General features: G+C 59.9%; 14 protein-coding genes. 10 read left to right on the forward strand and 4 right to left on the reverse strand.

Features of this window, described 5'->3' with window-relative positions; all coding sequences use genetic code 11:
• Positions 1 to 371 precede the first annotated feature (371 nt).
• From pqqU to ACX3P5_RS08420, 3 genes are all read right to left on the reverse strand, one after another.
• Positions 372 to 2,498, reverse strand: a complete 2,127-nt coding sequence (gene pqqU, locus ACX3P5_RS08410) for a TonB-dependent receptor PqqU (protein ID WP_458968546.1) — start codon at positions 2,496 to 2,498, stop codon at positions 372 to 374.
• A gap of 229 nt (positions 2,499 to 2,727) precedes the next feature.
• Positions 2,728 to 3,285 (reverse strand): diguanylate cyclase, encoded by a 558-nt coding sequence (locus ACX3P5_RS08415; RefSeq protein WP_233984369.1) that lies wholly within the window; start codon positions 3,283 to 3,285, stop codon positions 2,728 to 2,730.
• Between the two features lie 7 nt (positions 3,286 to 3,292).
• Complete coding sequence (locus tag ACX3P5_RS08420) at positions 3,293 to 3,628, reverse strand: hypothetical protein (RefSeq protein WP_458968547.1); 336 nt, start codon at positions 3,626 to 3,628, stop codon at positions 3,293 to 3,295.
• An 11-nt stretch (positions 3,629 to 3,639) separates the two neighbouring features.
• Between ACX3P5_RS08420 and ACX3P5_RS08425 the strand changes: the two genes are divergently transcribed.
• Both ACX3P5_RS08425 and ACX3P5_RS08430 read left to right on the forward strand, forming a co-directional pair.
• Positions 3,640 to 4,503, forward strand: coding sequence for an NAD(P)-dependent oxidoreductase (locus ACX3P5_RS08425; protein ID WP_458968548.1), 864 nt, complete (start codon positions 3,640 to 3,642; stop codon positions 4,501 to 4,503).
• Entirely contained in the window at positions 4,500 to 5,276 is a 777-nt protein-coding gene (locus ACX3P5_RS08430) for an AraC family transcriptional regulator (protein ID WP_233984366.1), read from the forward strand. Before ACX3P5_RS08425 ends, ACX3P5_RS08430 begins: the two co-directional genes overlap by 4 nt.
• Here ACX3P5_RS08430 and leuA read toward each other — a convergent pair.
• Entirely contained in the window at positions 5,203 to 6,912 is a 1,710-nt protein-coding gene (gene leuA, locus ACX3P5_RS08435) for a 2-isopropylmalate synthase (protein ID WP_458968549.1), read from the reverse strand. The two genes, ACX3P5_RS08430 and leuA, sit on opposite strands and share 74 nt — an antisense overlap.
• A gap of 188 nt (positions 6,913 to 7,100) precedes the next feature.
• Between leuA and ACX3P5_RS08440 the strand changes: the two genes are divergently transcribed.
• From ACX3P5_RS08440 to ACX3P5_RS08475, 8 genes are all read left to right on the forward strand, one after another.
• Positions 7,101 to 8,117, forward strand: coding sequence for a dipeptidase (locus tag ACX3P5_RS08440; RefSeq protein WP_458968550.1), 1,017 nt, complete (start codon positions 7,101 to 7,103; stop codon positions 8,115 to 8,117).
• A 146-nt stretch (positions 8,118 to 8,263) separates the two neighbouring features.
• Positions 8,264 to 8,335 (forward strand): pyrroloquinoline quinone precursor peptide PqqA, encoded by a 72-nt coding sequence (gene pqqA, locus ACX3P5_RS08445; protein ID WP_009090272.1) that lies wholly within the window; start codon positions 8,264 to 8,266, stop codon positions 8,333 to 8,335.
• A 54-nt stretch (positions 8,336 to 8,389) separates the two neighbouring features.
• Positions 8,390 to 9,307: a pyrroloquinoline quinone biosynthesis protein PqqB gene (gene pqqB / locus ACX3P5_RS08450; RefSeq protein ID WP_233984363.1), complete on the forward strand. Its 918-nt coding sequence runs from the start codon at positions 8,390 to 8,392 to the stop codon at positions 9,305 to 9,307.
• A gap of 3 nt (positions 9,308 to 9,310) precedes the next feature.
• The gene (pqqC, locus tag ACX3P5_RS08455) at positions 9,311 to 10,066 is read left to right on the forward strand and encodes a pyrroloquinoline-quinone synthase PqqC (RefSeq protein WP_458968551.1); all 756 of its coding nucleotides are present in this window, start codon (positions 9,311 to 9,313) and stop codon (positions 10,064 to 10,066) included.
• A gap of 3 nt (positions 10,067 to 10,069) precedes the next feature.
• Positions 10,070 to 10,348, forward strand: a complete 279-nt coding sequence (pqqD, locus tag ACX3P5_RS08460; RefSeq protein ID WP_458969174.1) for a pyrroloquinoline quinone biosynthesis peptide chaperone PqqD — start codon at positions 10,070 to 10,072, stop codon at positions 10,346 to 10,348.
• Positions 10,311 to 11,477 carry a pyrroloquinoline quinone biosynthesis protein PqqE gene (gene pqqE, locus ACX3P5_RS08465; protein ID WP_409520415.1) on the forward strand — a complete coding sequence of 389 codons (1,167 nt, stop codon included), beginning with the start codon at positions 10,311 to 10,313 and terminating at the stop codon, positions 11,475 to 11,477. The genes pqqD and pqqE overlap by 38 nt, the downstream gene beginning before the upstream one ends.
• A 2-nt stretch (positions 11,478 to 11,479) precedes the next feature.
• Positions 11,480 to 13,843, forward strand: coding sequence for a pyrroloquinoline quinone biosynthesis protein PqqF (gene pqqF, locus ACX3P5_RS08470; RefSeq protein ID WP_458968552.1), 2,364 nt, complete (start codon positions 11,480 to 11,482; stop codon positions 13,841 to 13,843).
• Positions 13,844 to 13,961: 118 nt separating this feature from the next.
• Positions 13,962 to 14,546, forward strand: a complete 585-nt coding sequence (locus ACX3P5_RS08475) for a YceI family protein (protein ID WP_233984359.1) — start codon at positions 13,962 to 13,964, stop codon at positions 14,544 to 14,546.
• Positions 14,547 to 14,646 lie beyond the last annotated feature (100 nt).

Here is a 14,646-nt window from a genome sequence, read left to right on the forward strand (position 1 = left end):
GGCTAATGGGGTTAAATGACGCGTGTTTATTTTTTTCATTGACTAAGCATCCCTGTATGGCATCAAAGCTCAACGCACAATTGAGGATTTAAGCCGTCAAGATGAGCGGCTGAGTTGATGAGTTTAATTTGACGCTAATCTATCAGGAAACAGGCGGATTCCTGTCACTTTAATTGAGGCGCTATTTCCATTTTTATTCTCAAAAGAGAATACAGTTTAATAACAGGTTATAAATGTTTTGCTATCAGGCAGCCAAATAAAGCGGAGCGCGATTTATCTTAAATAACAGCGTTGAATAATAAAGCGGTGAGATTATATTAATCTGAATGGCGGGCGAAAATAAGCTGGCTTTTGCAAGCCAGCCTCTTTAATTAGCGGAAGGCGTAACCCAGCGTTAAGCCGACGCTGTAATTGCGGCCAGGTGCCGATTCGAAGTAGCGGCCATTGCTCTCATTAACGATCACCGACCCGACATACTCGCGGTCAAACAGATTATCGACCCGGCCAAACAGATCCAGCGTCCAGTCACTGACCTGCCATTTATAGCCGCTGTTCAGCGCGACGACGGTATAGGATGGGGTATTGACCTCATTCTGGTCATCGGCGGCGATCTGGCTCAGGTAGCGCATTTCCGCTCCGGCATAGAAGCCCTGTTCCGGCGCATAGCCCAGTCCGGCGTAGAGCATATTACGGGCGATGCCGGGAATGCGATTGCCGTCGCAGCTGTCACTGCCGCAGGCGTTGCTGCGATAGCGCGCATCCAGCAGGGTATAAGCCATTTTCAGCTGCCAGTCCCAGCCAAACTGCTGATCCAGCGCTAACTCCAGCCCGTGACGTCGGGTTTCGCCGGCGTTTTTATAGGTGGTGCGTCCGCCACTGCTGGCGTCAGCGACAATTTCATCCTGGGTATCGGTCTGAAACAGCGCCGCGCTGACCAGGCCATTGCCAATCCGTTTCTTGCTGCCGATCTCCAGCGTATCGCTGGTGGACGGTTTCAGGCCGAGATTGAGGCCCGACTGACCATCTGAACGGTAAGACAGCTCATTAATCGTTGGGGTTTCAAAGCCGCGACCGGCCGAGAGATAGGCGTTCCAGCTCGGGTCAAACGCATACTTCAGCGACGCCGCCGGTAACCATTTGTGATAGCGCGCATCGCCGCTGTCATCAACGTTGCCGTTACGAACATAAAAGTCATTGGAGTCGAAGTTAACGGTGCTGAAGCGCACGCCGGCATCCAGCGACAGCTTATCGGTCAGTTGCCAGGCCGTCTGCAGATAGGGATCGAGGTTCCACATCAGGTTGCGCTCATTGCGGCGCAGGTTGCCCTGATCGCCGTAATGGGTCACGCCATTGCTGACGGTAAAGTTCTCGTAGCCTTTGCGCCGTTCCGTCATGGTTTCGTAATCGAGGCCGCCGGTCAGCGTCACCGGAATCGACAGCAGGCTGTCGCGGTGGGTCCAGCGGGTATCGATGCCCTGATAGTGGCGGGTCAGGTCGATTACGCCGCCGGGATGGCTGGGGCTGCTCTGAACACTGGCGGGAATCGACTGAAACTGGGTGGTTTCGCGTACACCGGCATACACCATCACGCTGAGATCGTCGTTTTCACTCATCTGGCGCTGGTAGTGCAGGCCGCCTTGCGTCTGGTCAACGGTTTTACGCGTATCGTAGAGCGAGACATTACTCACCACCTGACGGGGATTGTCGCGCCACTGGGCGGGCGTCAGACCGCCGGGGTCCTGCGCATCGATATGCACGCTGTTGAACAGCAGCGTTAAGGTGCTGACATCATCAATCCGCACCCCGAGCCGGGCATTGCCGAGATTTTTCTGGGCGGCGCTGTGGTCCCGGTAGCCGTGCGTGGTAAAGCGTGAGGCGGAAACGGTGTAGTTCACATCACCGGCGTGGCTGCCGTCGCCGGTCGCGCCGCTGGCTTTGACGCTGTTGCGCCAGCTGCCGTAGCTGCCGTACCAGCTACTCGCCTCCAGCGAGGGCGGCTGTTGCCCGGCCTGAGTCGTCACATTCAGCACGCCGCCGGAGGCATTGCCGTACAGCGCGGAAAACGGCCCGCGCAGCACCTCGACGTGATCGATGGAGCCGATATCAATATTTGAGGTTTGCGCCTGACCGTCCGGCATGGTGGCGGGAATACCGTCGACATAGATGCGTAAACCGCGAACGCCATAGGTTGATCGGGAGCCAAAGCCGCGGATCGACAGTTGCAGATCCTGGGCGTAATTCTGTCTGTTCTGGATCTGCAGGCCGGGCACGCTGCTGAGATTTTCCGACAGGTTGACGCGCGGCGCGGCCTGGCGCATCTCATCACCACTGACCACGCTGACGGCGGCGGGCGTATCAAGCACGTTCAGGCCGCTCTCCGCCGGGGTCGCGCTGACCACCAGGGTATTGTCATTTTCCGCCGCCAGCGGCGACAAAGGATAGAGGGCGGGCAGGATCAACAGCGGCAGCGTCGCCTGACGCAGTAAGGTTATTTTCATTTTTAGCGGCCTGAGAAAAGATCAACAATGAACCAGCTGGAACAATTGGCGCGTATGGTAATGCTTTGCCGGGGTCGGGTATAGCCTTTTACGTGGCGTCACGCTTATTCCGCGCAGACCCTGCGGCGGGGCCGTCGGCGTTATTTTATCCGTTCTGCGCCCGGCGACCGCTATTTCGTTTTCTGCCGGTCAGCAAAATGAAAATAGCGGGCGATAAGGTCATCGGCGGTTATTCCCCGGCGGCGCGGTTATTCGCGGCACGCCTGCGGGCTTTTTTACCGCGCCAGTACTCTTCCAGATAGGGCAGCATCTCCAGCAGGAAAATAGCCGACAGCACGAAAATAATATAACCGGTCGGTAGCGGATCGGCGCGCCACTTCAGTTCAAAACGGGGCGACTCATCGCCCAGACCAAATAGTGCCTGGAACTGCGGCCAGTGCCGTGAAATAACCAGCAGCAGCGCCATCAGCGGCACCATCTCAAGAAAACTGTGAACATGTTGCTCAACCGGTTTGACCTCGCGCGCCGTTACCGCGTAGCTGACATCCCACAGCGCTGTGGCTTCGTGGCAGAAGAACAGCACAATCATGAAACCGATCACCAGCGCATTCACCTCCAGAAACAGCGCCGATAATAACGGCAGCCCCATCTCCAGAAACATCAGAATATGGATCCAGGTTTCTTTCAGTCCGGTGGTGTTTTCAATATCGGTGGCCCGATGACAGATCCAGTCGGCAAAGCCAGCAATAAGCCAGACGGGTAATACGAAATAAAGTAACAGAAGCATCTGCGGATCAAATTGCTGCATAGCGGGCGCTCTCAGAAATAAAAGTGAATAAAGCATAGTTCTGGGGTGGCAGGACGCAAAATGAGGCCGCGGCAGAATACCCAATATTGCCCGGCCCGGTCGGTTGCGGTAAATCTGAACCTGGGGTGTGGACACATAAAAAAGAGAGCGTGCTGGCGAAAGAATATTCTTTGCCGGCAATGGACGCGCCGCATTCTCCGGGATGACGCATTCTGTTGCGCTGGATTTTTTGGCCGTTTGCCGCCAGGCTGGAGACGGCCTTTTTTACCCATGATGCGTACGTGCCTGCGGGGCGGTGGCGCATCACCTCGATAATGATCAAAGGGAGTCAGCATGAGTCAACAACCTGAAGTGGCGGTTCTGGGATTGGGTGCAATGGGGCACGCGTTTGCCGCTAACCTGCTGAAGAAAGGTTTTAAGGTTCATGGCTGGAACCGCACCCGCGCGCGCGGCGAGGATCTGCTGGAGGCCGGATTGCAGCTGGCCGATTCCCCGGCCGTGGCCGTGGCGCAGGCCGATGTGGTGATTGCGATGCTCTCCGATGGCGAAACCACGGAGCAGGTGCTGCAGCAGAGTCTGGATGCGTTTAAATCGGGTGCCATCCTGTGCCAGATGGGCACCATTGGCGTGGAAAAAACCGACGCGCTGATCGCGTTATTCGCTGACGCGCGCAGCGATATGCTGTTTATCGATGCGCCGGTCTCCGGCACCAAAGCGCCGGCAGAGAATGGGCAGATTCTGGTGCTGGCCAGCGGCGATCGCAGCCGCGCAGCCGCGGCGGAAACGGTGTTCGCTGCGATTGGCAAAGGCACACAGTGGCTGGGCGAGGCGGGCAAAAGTTCGCGCATGAAGCTGGTGATCAACAGCTGGCTGATCGGCATGATGCAGAGCCTGGCGGAGAGCACCCAACTGGCGGCGCAGTTTGGTTTCTCCACCGACGATCTGTGGCAGGTGCTGGAGGGCGGTCCGCTGGCGGCACCCTATGCAAAAATGAAGCTGGCCATGATCGCCAGCGACGACTATACCCCGCAGATGAATCTGGTCTGGGCGCTGAAAGATGCGCGGCTGGCGCTGGAAGCCTCCGACACGCCACTGCCGGCGCTGGCAAACATTGCGGATGTCTGGCAGCAGGCGGTGGATGACGGCCTCGGCGAACAGGATCTGGCGGTGGTTTATCGTTATCTGAAGGCGCAATGAGTTGTCCGCCGGGCTTTGACTTCAGCCAGCGTCCGCTGGTGCCGCTGGCGCATGATTATGCGCACGGTGCCAGCGAGCCGTGGCACCATCACGATTGCGCCCAGCTGATCCACACGCTGAGCGGCGTGGTGCGGGTCGAAACCGAGTATGGCAGCTGGATTGTGCCACCGAGCCGTGGCGTCTGGCTGCCGGCCTTTACCCGTCATGCGTTGCAGATCACCGGCAGGGTGGCGGCCCGTACGCTGTTTATCCATCCGCTGGCGCGCGCCGATCTGCCTGCCAGTTGTCAGGTGGTGCAGATCACGCCATTACTGCGCGAGCTGATTGTCAGTGCGCTGAGCTTGCCAGACGCCTATAGTGCGGACAGTCGGGCTGAACGGATCCTGGAGTTAATTCTGGATGAAATCCGCGGCATGGACGTGCTGCCGTTTGCGCTGCCCGCGCCGCACAGCGCCCGCCTGCAGGCGCTGTGTGACCGGATTCAGCAGACGCCAGGCGAGAGCTGGACGCTGCAGCGTGCCAGTGACAGCCTTAACGTCTCGGGACGCACGCTGGCGCGTCACTTCAGCCGCGAAACCGGCCTGCAGTTCAGCGACTGGGTCCGGCGCGCCCGTCTCGCCATCGCCCTGACGCGGCTGGCGCAGGGCGATTCGGTGCTGCAGGTGGCGCTGGATCTCGGCTATGAGAGCCCGAGTGCCTTCAGCGCGATGTTTCGTCGTCTGCTGGGCGTGGCACCGACAGACTACTTTCCCTCAAACGACTCGCCGCATTAAACAGCGCCTGCAGTGCGGCGCGCGCCGTGTCGTTATCGATGCTCACGCCCCAGTAGCGGTGGCCACTGGCATCCAGACAGCTAATGTAGGCGACCGAACGGCTCTCGCTGCGTTTTCCCAGCGTGTGCTCATGATAATCCTCAATCGACAGCGACAGATCGAAGCACTGCCGCAGGGCATTCACGCCAGCCGACAGCCAGCCATTGCCGCGGCCCTGTAACGTCAGGGTGCGCGACCGATCGCTGACGCTGGCGGTCAGCGTCGTCTCTGCGCCGCTGTCGCTCTGGCTGCTGGCATTCAGCAACTGCAGCGTCGGCTGGTCTACGCCATAGTGGCGGCAAAACAGCTGCCACAGCGCGTAGTGGGTCATTTCACCGCCGTGACGATCGGTGTGCTGTTGCACGCAGCGGCTGAAATCCTGCTGCAAGCCGCGCGGCAGCTGCAGGCCGTGATTCTGCTCCAGCAGCCAGGCGGCGCCTCCTTTGCCTGACTGGCTGTTCACGCGGATCACCGCTTCATAGCTGCAGCCGATATCAGCCGGATCGAGCGGCAGGTAGGGCATCTGCCAGCGGGTTTCCGGCTGGCTGGCGCGCCAGGCAAAGCCCTTGCGGATCGCATCCTGATGCGAACCGGAGAAGGCGGTAAACACCAGTTCACCGGCGTAAGGGTGGCGCGGATGGACCGGCAGTTGATTACAGCGGGTCACCACCTCGATCACCTCACTCATCTGACTGAAATCAAGCTGCGGAGCCACGCCCTGGGTATAGAGATTGAGCGCCAGCGTCACCAGATCGACATTACCGGTGCGTTCGCCGTTGCCAAACAGGCAGCCTTCGACCCGGTCTGCCCCCGCCAGCAGCGCCAGCTCGGCGCAGGCGACACCGGTCCCGCGATCGTTATGCGGATGCACGCTGATACAGACCGCATCACGGCGGCTGAACTGGCGGCAAAACAGCTCAATCTGGTCGGCATAAACGTTGGGCGTATTAACCTCTACCGTGGCGGGCAGGTTGATGATCATCGGCCGGTCGGCCTCAGGTTGCCAGACATCGGCCACCGCTTCACAAATCTCCAGCACAAACGCCATTTCAGTAAAACAGAAGGTTTCCGGCGAATATTCAAAGGTCCACGCCGTCTCCGGCTGCGCCTCGCAGGCGGCGCGGATCTGCTGCGCAGCGCGGGTAGCCAGCGCCACAATCTCCGCTTTGCTCTGTTTAAACACCCGTTCACGAAACAGCGGGGCGGTGGCGTTATAGAGATGCACAATCGCCCGTGGCGCGCCCTGCAATGCCTCGAAGGTGCGCTCAATCAAATCGTGGCGCGCCTGGGTCAGTACCTGCAAGGTCACGTCATCAGGGATTTGGCGCTGTTCAATCAGGTCGCGCACAAAATCGAAATCGGTCTGCGAGGCGGAGGGAAAGGCAACCTCAATCTCTTTAAAGCCGCAGCGCAGCAGCAGCGCCCAGAACGCCATTTTGCGGGCGCGATCCATCGGCTGCGCCAGCGCCTGATTACCGTCGCGCAGATCGGTCGCCAGCCAGCGCGGTGCCTGAGTGATCTGACGGGCAGGCCACTGGCGATCGGGCAGGTTAATCAGCGGGGATGGGCAGTACTTCTCAGCGGGATGGGTCAGCATTGTTCTCTCCTGGTGGTTTTTTATCAGTCTGGCGGCAGCGCGGCAGTGGCGCGCGCGCAAGGCTGACAACCTGAAGCGCAAAAGTGACAAGTGCGCTTTTGCCGTCACTGAACGCTGGGTGCGCTGTGGTTTGATGAATCCGCCGTGCAGCGGTAGCATGGCGCGATCTTTCTTACAGTCGGGTGTTTATGTTGATTTTTGATGGTCACAACGATCTGCTGCTGAACCTGTGGCTGCATCACCGCGATGCGCCCGTGCAGGCGTTTTATCACGGCATTGCGCGCGGGCATCTCGATTACCCACGCATTCAGCAGGGCGGCATGGGCGGCGGACTGTTTGCGATTTTTGTTCCGCCACAGGAGTATGTCGCCCGGATGGCACCGGAACGGGCGGCAGAGCCGTGGCAACCGCAGGCGATCATGTGGCAGCAGCTGGCGATATTGCAGCAGCTGGCCGATGAATCGGACGGGCGGGCGCAACTCTGTCGTGACAGCGAGCAGATCGCAGCCTGCCGCGCCGCGGGCGTGCTGGCGATGGTGGCACATATCGAAGGGGCCGATGCGCTGGACGGTGACGGCGAGGCGTTACTGGCGTTCTGGCAGGCCGGGGTGCGCAGCATCGGGCCTTTCTGGAACCTGCCGAACCGCTTTGGTCACGGAGTGAATGGCGCATTTCCCGGCTCGCCCGATACCGGGCCGGGGCTGACGGCGGCCGGTGAAGCGCTGATCCAGCAGGCCAATGCGCTGCGGATGATGATCGACGTCTCGCATATGAACGAAAAAGCGTTCTGGGATACCGCACGGCTCTCCGCTGCGCCGCTGGTCGCCAGCCATTCCAATGCGCATGCGCTCTGTCCACAGCCGCGCAATCTGACCGATGCGCAGCTGCTGGCGATTCGCGACAGCGGCGGACTGGTCGGTATCAACTTCGGCAACGCCTTTTTACGCGCTGACGGTCAGCGCGACGATAACACTCCGTTGACAGAAATTGTTAAGCATTGTGATCATCTGATGAGGATAATGGGCAGCGACCATGTGGCCTTTGGCTCCGATTTCGACGGTATCACGCCGCCGGCAGCGCTGGGCGATGTCAGCGGTTTACCGCGTCTGCTCGCCGCTTTGCGCGAAGCGGGCTATGATCAGAGACTGACAGAGAAGCTGGCGTGGGGAAACTGGCAGCGGGTTTTAAGACAAACCGGTCTGTGATAACAATTTCCTTACTTCTTTCGGGTTGATCTCGACGCGCCATTGGCGCAACATCTGTCGGCAATTTTGTGACTCGGATCGCGTTTCACATCTGGCCGTTGTTTTTTAAGGCCGCTAATTTACTGTTACTAAAGAGGAAAAAACTCATGTGGAAAAAACCAACTTTCGTTGATCTGCGTCTCGGTCTGGAAGTCACGCTGTACATCTCCAACCGTTAATAATTCTGCCCGCCCTCTGTGCGGGCATTTTGTTTCAACTTCTGGTTTTCCTTCATGTTTATTAAAGTCCTCGGCTCGGCCGCGGGTGGCGGATTTCCGCAGTGGAACTGCAACTGCGCCAACTGCCACGGCGTGCGCACCGGCTCCATTCAGGCCCGTCCCCGCACGCAATCATCGATTATTCTCAGCGATAATGGCGAAGACTGGGTGTTATGTAACGCCTCGCCCGACATCAGTCAGCAGATGCTGCATACGCCTGAATTAGTCCGTCACGGGGTGCTGCGCGGCACGGCGATCGGCGCCATTATCCTGACCGACAGCCAGATCGACCACACCACCGGGTTGCTCAGCCTGCGCGAAGGCTGTCCGCATCAGGTGTGGTGTACGCCGGAAGTGCATCAGGATCTCAGCAGCGGCTTTCCAATCTTCCCGATGCTGACCCACTGGAACGGCGGTCTGCAGCACCGGCCCATTGCGCCGCTGACGCCGTTCAGCGTTGACGTCTGCCGCGATCTGCAGTTCACCGCGATCCCGATTCTCAGCAACGCACCGCCTTATTCGCCTTACCGCGATCGGCCACTGCCGGGCCACAACGTGGCGCTGTTTATTGAAAACCGCGCCAGCGGTCAGACGCTGCTGTATGCGCCGGGCCTCGGAGAGCCGGATGCGGTGATCCTGCCGTGGCTGCAGAAAGCCGATTGCCTGCTGATTGACGGCACCGTCTGGCAGGATGATGAGCTGCTGACCACCGGCGTCGGGAAAAATACCGGCAAAGCGATGGGCCACCTGGCGCTGGCGGAAGAGCAGGGGCTGATGGCGCTGCTGGCCTCGCTGCCGGCTAAACGCAAAATTCTGATCCACATAAACAACACCAATCCGATCCTCAACGAGCAGTCACCTCAGCGTCAGTTCCTGACAGAACAAGGAATAGAGGTAAGCTGGGACGGGATGGCGATCCACCTTCAGGACTAAATCATGCAGATCACTGACACGCTCTCGCCGCAGGCTTTTGAACAGGCGCTGCGCGACAAAGGCGCTTACTACCATATTCATCATCCGTATCACATCGCGATGCATAACGGTCAGGCGACGCGCGAGCAGATTCAGGGATGGGTGGCGAACCGTTTTTACTACCAGACCACCATTCCGCTGAAAGATGCCGCTATCATGGCCAACTGTCCCGATCCGGCCACCCGCCGTAAATGGGTGCAGCGTATTCTCGATCACGACGGCAGCAACGGCGCAGAGGGCGGCATTGAAGCCTGGCTGCAGCTGGGCGAAGCGGTCGGGCTGACGCGTGAAGCATTGATCTCTGAGCGGCACGTACTGCCGGGCGTGCGTTTTGCGGTTGACGCCTACGTCAACTTTGCCCGTCGCGCCAACTGGCAGGAAGCGGCCTGCAGCTCCCTGACCGAACTGTTTGCGCCGCAGATCCATCAGTCGCGCCTCGACAGCTGGCCACAGCACTATCCGTGGATCAAAGAAGAGGGCTATTTCTACTTCCGCAGCCGTCTGAGCCAGGCGAACCGCGATGTGGAACATGGTCTGGCGCTGGCGCTGGAATTTTGTACCACCGCCGAAAAGCAGAACCGGATGCTGGAAATTTTGCAGTTTAAGCTCGATATTCTGTGGAGTATGCTCGACGCGATGACCATGGCCTATGAGCTGAAGCGGCCGCCTTACCACACCGTCACCGACAAGGCGGCGTGGCACACCACCCGACTGGTATAAATGATGAACGAAAAATCGATAGCGGTGTTCCGCCGTGGCTACCGGCTGCAGTGGGAAGCGGCGCAGGATAGCCATGTGGTGCTCTACCCGGAAGGGATGGCGAAGCTCAACGAAACGGCGGCGGCGATCCTCGCGCTGTTGGACGGTAAACAGGATATCGCCGCAATCATTGCCACGCTGGATAGCCAGTTCCCGGAAGCGGGCGGCGTCGGTGACGATGTGAAAGAGTTCCTGCAATCAGCCTATGAACAGAAGTGGATACAGTTCCGTGACCCCGCATAAACCTGACGTCAATTCGCCGCTCTGGCTGCTGGCGGAGCTGACCTATCGCTGCCCGCTGCAGTGCCCGTACTGCTCGAACCCGCTCGATTTTGCGCAGCAGGAGAAAGAGCTGACCACCGAACAGTGGATCGAGGTGTTCCGTCAGGCCCGCGCTATGGGCAGCGTGCAGCTCGGTTTTTCCGGCGGTGAACCGCTGGTGCGTAAAGATCTGCCGGAGCTGATCAAAGCGGCGCGCGACCTTGGCTTCTACACCAACCTGATCACTTCGGGCATTGGCCTCACCGAGAAAAAGCTGGATGCGTTCAGCGAGGCCGGGCTGGATCATATTCAGATCAGCTTCCAGGCCAGTGATGAAACCCTGAATGCCGCGCTGGCCGGATCGAAAAAAGCCTTCCAGCAGAAGCTGGAGATGGCGAAAGCGGTGAAAGCGCACGGCTATCCGATGGTGCTGAACTTCGTGTTGCATCGCCATAACATCGATCAGATCGATAAAATCATCGATCTCTGCATCGAACTGGAAGCGGATGATGTTGAACTGGCGACCTGTCAGTTTTATGGCTGGGCGCAGCTCAACCGGGAAGGCCTGCTGCCGACCCGCGAACAGATCGCCCGCGCTGAAGCCGTGGTCAGCCGTTACCGCGAGCAGATGAGCGCCAGCGGCAATCTGACCAATCTGCTGTTCGTCACGCCAGATTATTATGAAGAGCGTCCGAAAGGCTGTATGGGCGGCTGGGGCGCGATTTTCCTCAGCGTTACCCCGGAAGGGACGGCGCTGCCGTGCCACAGCGCGCGCCAGCTGCCGGTGGAGTTCCCGTCGGTGCTCGATCAGCGGCTGGACGACATCTGGTATCACTCGTTTGGTTTTAACCGCTATCGTGGTTACGACTGGATGCCTGAGCCGTGCCGCTCGTGCGACGAAAAAGAGAAAGATTTCGGCGGCTGCCGCTGTCAGGCTTACATGCTGACCGGCAATGCCGACAACGCCGATCCGGTCTGCAGCAAATCGCCTCATCATGGCAAAATCCTTGAAGCCCGCCGCGAAGCGGATTGCAGCGACATCAAAATTGGTCAGCTGCAGTTCCGTAATCGCAGCAATTCCCAGCTGATCTACAAGACCCGGAATCTGTAACGGTGCGCCGCCTGGAAATTAACGGCCTTCGGATAGAACTGGTGCATCAGCCCGATGCGCGCCAGGCCGCCGCGTTAGTTCAGGTCGGCGCGGGCAGCCACGATGAGCCAGACCGCTGGCCGGGACTGGCGCACCTGCTGGAGCATCTGCTGTTCACCGGCAGCGCGGGCTGGCCGGAGGATGGGCGACTGATGAGCTGGATTCAGGCGCAGGGCGGCCGGGTGAACGCCACCACGCTGGCGCGGCGCAGTGCCTGGTTCTTTGAGGTAGCGCCGCCCCAGCTGGCTGACGGGCTGGCACGGCTGCAGGATATGATCGCCCATCCGCTGCTCGATCATCAGGCGATCCGCCAGGAAGTGGCGGTGATAGAGGCCGAATATCAGCTGATAGCCCATCATCAGCCTTCCCGTACCGAGGCGGCGTTATTGCATCTGGCTGCGTCACCGGCCGCGTTTCAGCGCTTTCAGGTGGGCAGCCGGGCGGCATTTGGCGAGGAGATGACCGCGCTGCAACAGGCGTTACGCCAGTTCCACCAGCGTCATTTTTATGCCGGCAATCTGCGGCTCTGGCTGCAGGGACCGCAGTCACTGGATCAGCTGGAACAGCTGGCGCACACCTTTGCCGCAGCACTGCCGCAGGGCCAGTGGCAGCAGGAGACGCCGCGCCCCAGGCTGCCCGCCAGCGCCGCATTCCGGCTTGGCAATAGCGAACCGGCCGCGCTGTGGCGCAGCTGGCTGCTGGACAGCAGTGACGGTGTCACGTTGTGGCGCGAGTTTTTGCTGGATGAAGCACCGGGTTCGCTGCTGGCCACGCTTCGCCAGCAGCAACTGGCGGAGAACCTGAGCCTGAAATGGCTCTATCAGGCGGATAACGCGGTCTGGCTGGCGATGGGCATTGAGACGGATCAGCCTGAGGCGGTCAATGCGCTATTCGACCGCTGGTTAACCGCACTCAGACACAGCGGTGAGCCGCAGCAGCAGCACTACCTTCAGCTGGCGCAACAGCGTTTTACGGCGCTGACGCCGCTGGATCAGTTACGCGAGCGCGCTTTCGGTTTTGAGCCGCAGGCGGCGATTGAGGCGTTTCCGGCATTGCTGGCAACGCTGGCAGAGGGGCCCGGCACCACGCTGGTGTGCAGCCCGCAGGCGGCGGCGGAAAACGTGCTGACCCAGGGCTTCAGCCTGGCGCTGCATCCCTGGCAGCCCGCGCTGCCCGCTGCTCACCAGGCGACAGACTTCACCTTCTATCCGCTGGCGGCGGAACTGACCGCCGGGCCACTGCCGTCACAGGCGGTCCCCTTACCGCATTGTCATCCCGCTCCCGACCCGTCCAGCCCGGTTCCGATCTCCACTCCAGGCGCTGACCCTGATCCCGACGCCGGTCCGGCCGACCCCACCGCCACGCTGCTGCTGCGGCCGGAATTTTTTTCGACCTTCAGCCAGGCCGTAGGCGAGGCGTATGGTCGTCGGCTGCGTCCGCTGTTTGCCGCCTTGCGTCATCTGGGCGGCCGGGGCGAGTGGCAGGAAGTGGAGGGCGTGTGGCAACTGACGCTGCAACTGACCGCCGATCTGAAAGTGGCGGACTGGGCGCTGCATCAGCTGGTGCTGGCGCTGACGCCGCCGGTCAGCGTGGAACCGCCCTCATCGCCTGATACGATTGCCATCCGCGCGCTGCTCCGGCAGTTGCCTTACCAGCTGGCAACCCACTTTACGCCGGGCTGCTGGCGTGCCCTGCTGACCGGCGGCAGCACGGCGCTGCATACGCTGATTGCCCGACGGCTGAGCGCCCTGGCGCTGCCGGTCAATCCGGCGTTACCGCCGATGCGGATGACGGCACAGAGTGGCATGACCGCGCTGCCGCATGTCAGCCGCGACAACGCCTTGCTGCTGTTTATTCCGCTGCACAATGCGTCCCGCTCGGGGCCACAGGATGCGGAGCAACGGGTCGCGCTGCGGGCGCTGGCGCTGCTGTATGAGCCGCGTTTTTTTCAGCGTTACCGGGTGGAACAGCAGATAGGCTATGTGGTCAGCAGCCGCTACCTGCGCTGTGCCGATCAGGATGGCGTGCTGTTTGCGTTGCAGTCGCCCGATTACAGTGCGCTGTCGCTGCTGCGCTACTGCCGTAACTTTCTGCGTTCGCTGAATGAGACGCTGGCGACCTGCGACCTGGAGGCAATCAGGGCCGCTCTGCACCGTGAGCGCCCGGACCAGGCGCTGGCCCGGTTGCGCCAGCTGAATGGTCTGGCTGAGCCGGATGCGGCGGCGATTGAGACGCTGGACCACGCGCGGTTGCAGCAGCTGCATCAGGAGCTGATTCAGGCCCGTCGCCGCTGGCGGGTACTGTTTACTGCCGGTGGCGCGGCGTAAGCGCCATCGGCAAGGTTGCTGAATTTATTTGAAAATTACCGACAAATCTCTTCACTGTTTATTCCCGCCGAATTGCACCACACTCACTCTACATTTTGAGTTGTACAAGGAATTTACCGTGAAGAACCTCAAGCGTGTTGCGCTGCCCCTGTTAGCCGTTGCCAGCCTGTATGTCCCTTTCTCTCAGGCAGAAGCGATGCACTACCAGCTCAATCCGGAGCACACCTCGGTAGTGGTCAGCTGGAATCATTTCGGTTTCTCACATCCGACGGCGGACATCCCGGATGCCAGCGGTTCGCTGGTGTTTGATAAAGACCATCCTGAGCAGTCGCGCGTTGACGTCACGCTGCCCGTCAGCAAAATCGACAGCCACGTTGCGGCGCTGACCAAAGAATTTAACGGTGCAGACTATTTCGACACCGCCAAATACCCGACCGCGACCTTCCACAGCACCAAAGTGGTGGCGAAGGGCGACAACAAATTTGACGTTGAAGGCAATCTGACCCTGAAAGGGATCACCAAACCGGTAACGCTGCACGCGACGCTGAACCAGCAGGGCGAGCATCCGATGGTGAAGAAGCAGGCGATTGGTTTTGACGCCACCGGCACCATCAAGCGCTCCGACTTTAAGCTGGATAAATATGTGCCAGCAGTGGGTGATGAGGTTGAGCTGACCCTGTCGACCGAAGCCTACGCTAAATAAGTGCGGGCCTCGCAATAAGGGCAGCCGCCCTTATTGCGTTTATCCGTCACCTGCCACCATAACGCCGATCGGCCTGGCTGTTGCGATCCGCCCTGATGCC

The organism is Pantoea sp. S-LA4, assembly GCF_054482835.1.

Excerpts from the sequence above, each read along its gene's own strand:
- pqqU (WP_458968546.1), bottom strand. The coding sequence starts at position 2,498 with ATGAAAATAACCTTACTGCGTCAGGCGACGCTGCCGCTGTTGATCCTG.
- ACX3P5_RS08415 (WP_233984369.1), bottom strand. The coding sequence starts at position 3,285 with ATGCTTCTGTTACTTTATTTCGTATTACCCGTCTGGCTTATTGCTGGC.
- ACX3P5_RS08425 (WP_458968548.1), top strand. The coding sequence starts at position 3,640 with ATGAGTCAACAACCTGAAGTGGCGGTTCTGGGATTGGGTGCAATGGGG.
- ACX3P5_RS08430 (WP_233984366.1), top strand. The coding sequence starts at position 4,500 with ATGAGTTGTCCGCCGGGCTTTGACTTCAGCCAGCGTCCGCTGGTGCCG.
- leuA (WP_458968549.1), bottom strand. The coding sequence starts at position 6,912 with ATGCTGACCCATCCCGCTGAGAAGTACTGCCCATCCCCGCTGATTAAC.
- ACX3P5_RS08440 (WP_458968550.1), top strand. The coding sequence starts at position 7,101 with ATGTTGATTTTTGATGGTCACAACGATCTGCTGCTGAACCTGTGGCTG.
- pqqB (WP_233984363.1), top strand. The coding sequence starts at position 8,390 with ATGTTTATTAAAGTCCTCGGCTCGGCCGCGGGTGGCGGATTTCCGCAG.
- pqqC (WP_458968551.1), top strand. The coding sequence starts at position 9,311 with ATGCAGATCACTGACACGCTCTCGCCGCAGGCTTTTGAACAGGCGCTG.
- pqqD (WP_458969174.1), top strand. The coding sequence starts at position 10,070 with ATGAACGAAAAATCGATAGCGGTGTTCCGCCGTGGCTACCGGCTGCAG.
- pqqE (WP_409520415.1), top strand. The coding sequence starts at position 10,311 with ATGAACAGAAGTGGATACAGTTCCGTGACCCCGCATAAACCTGACGTC.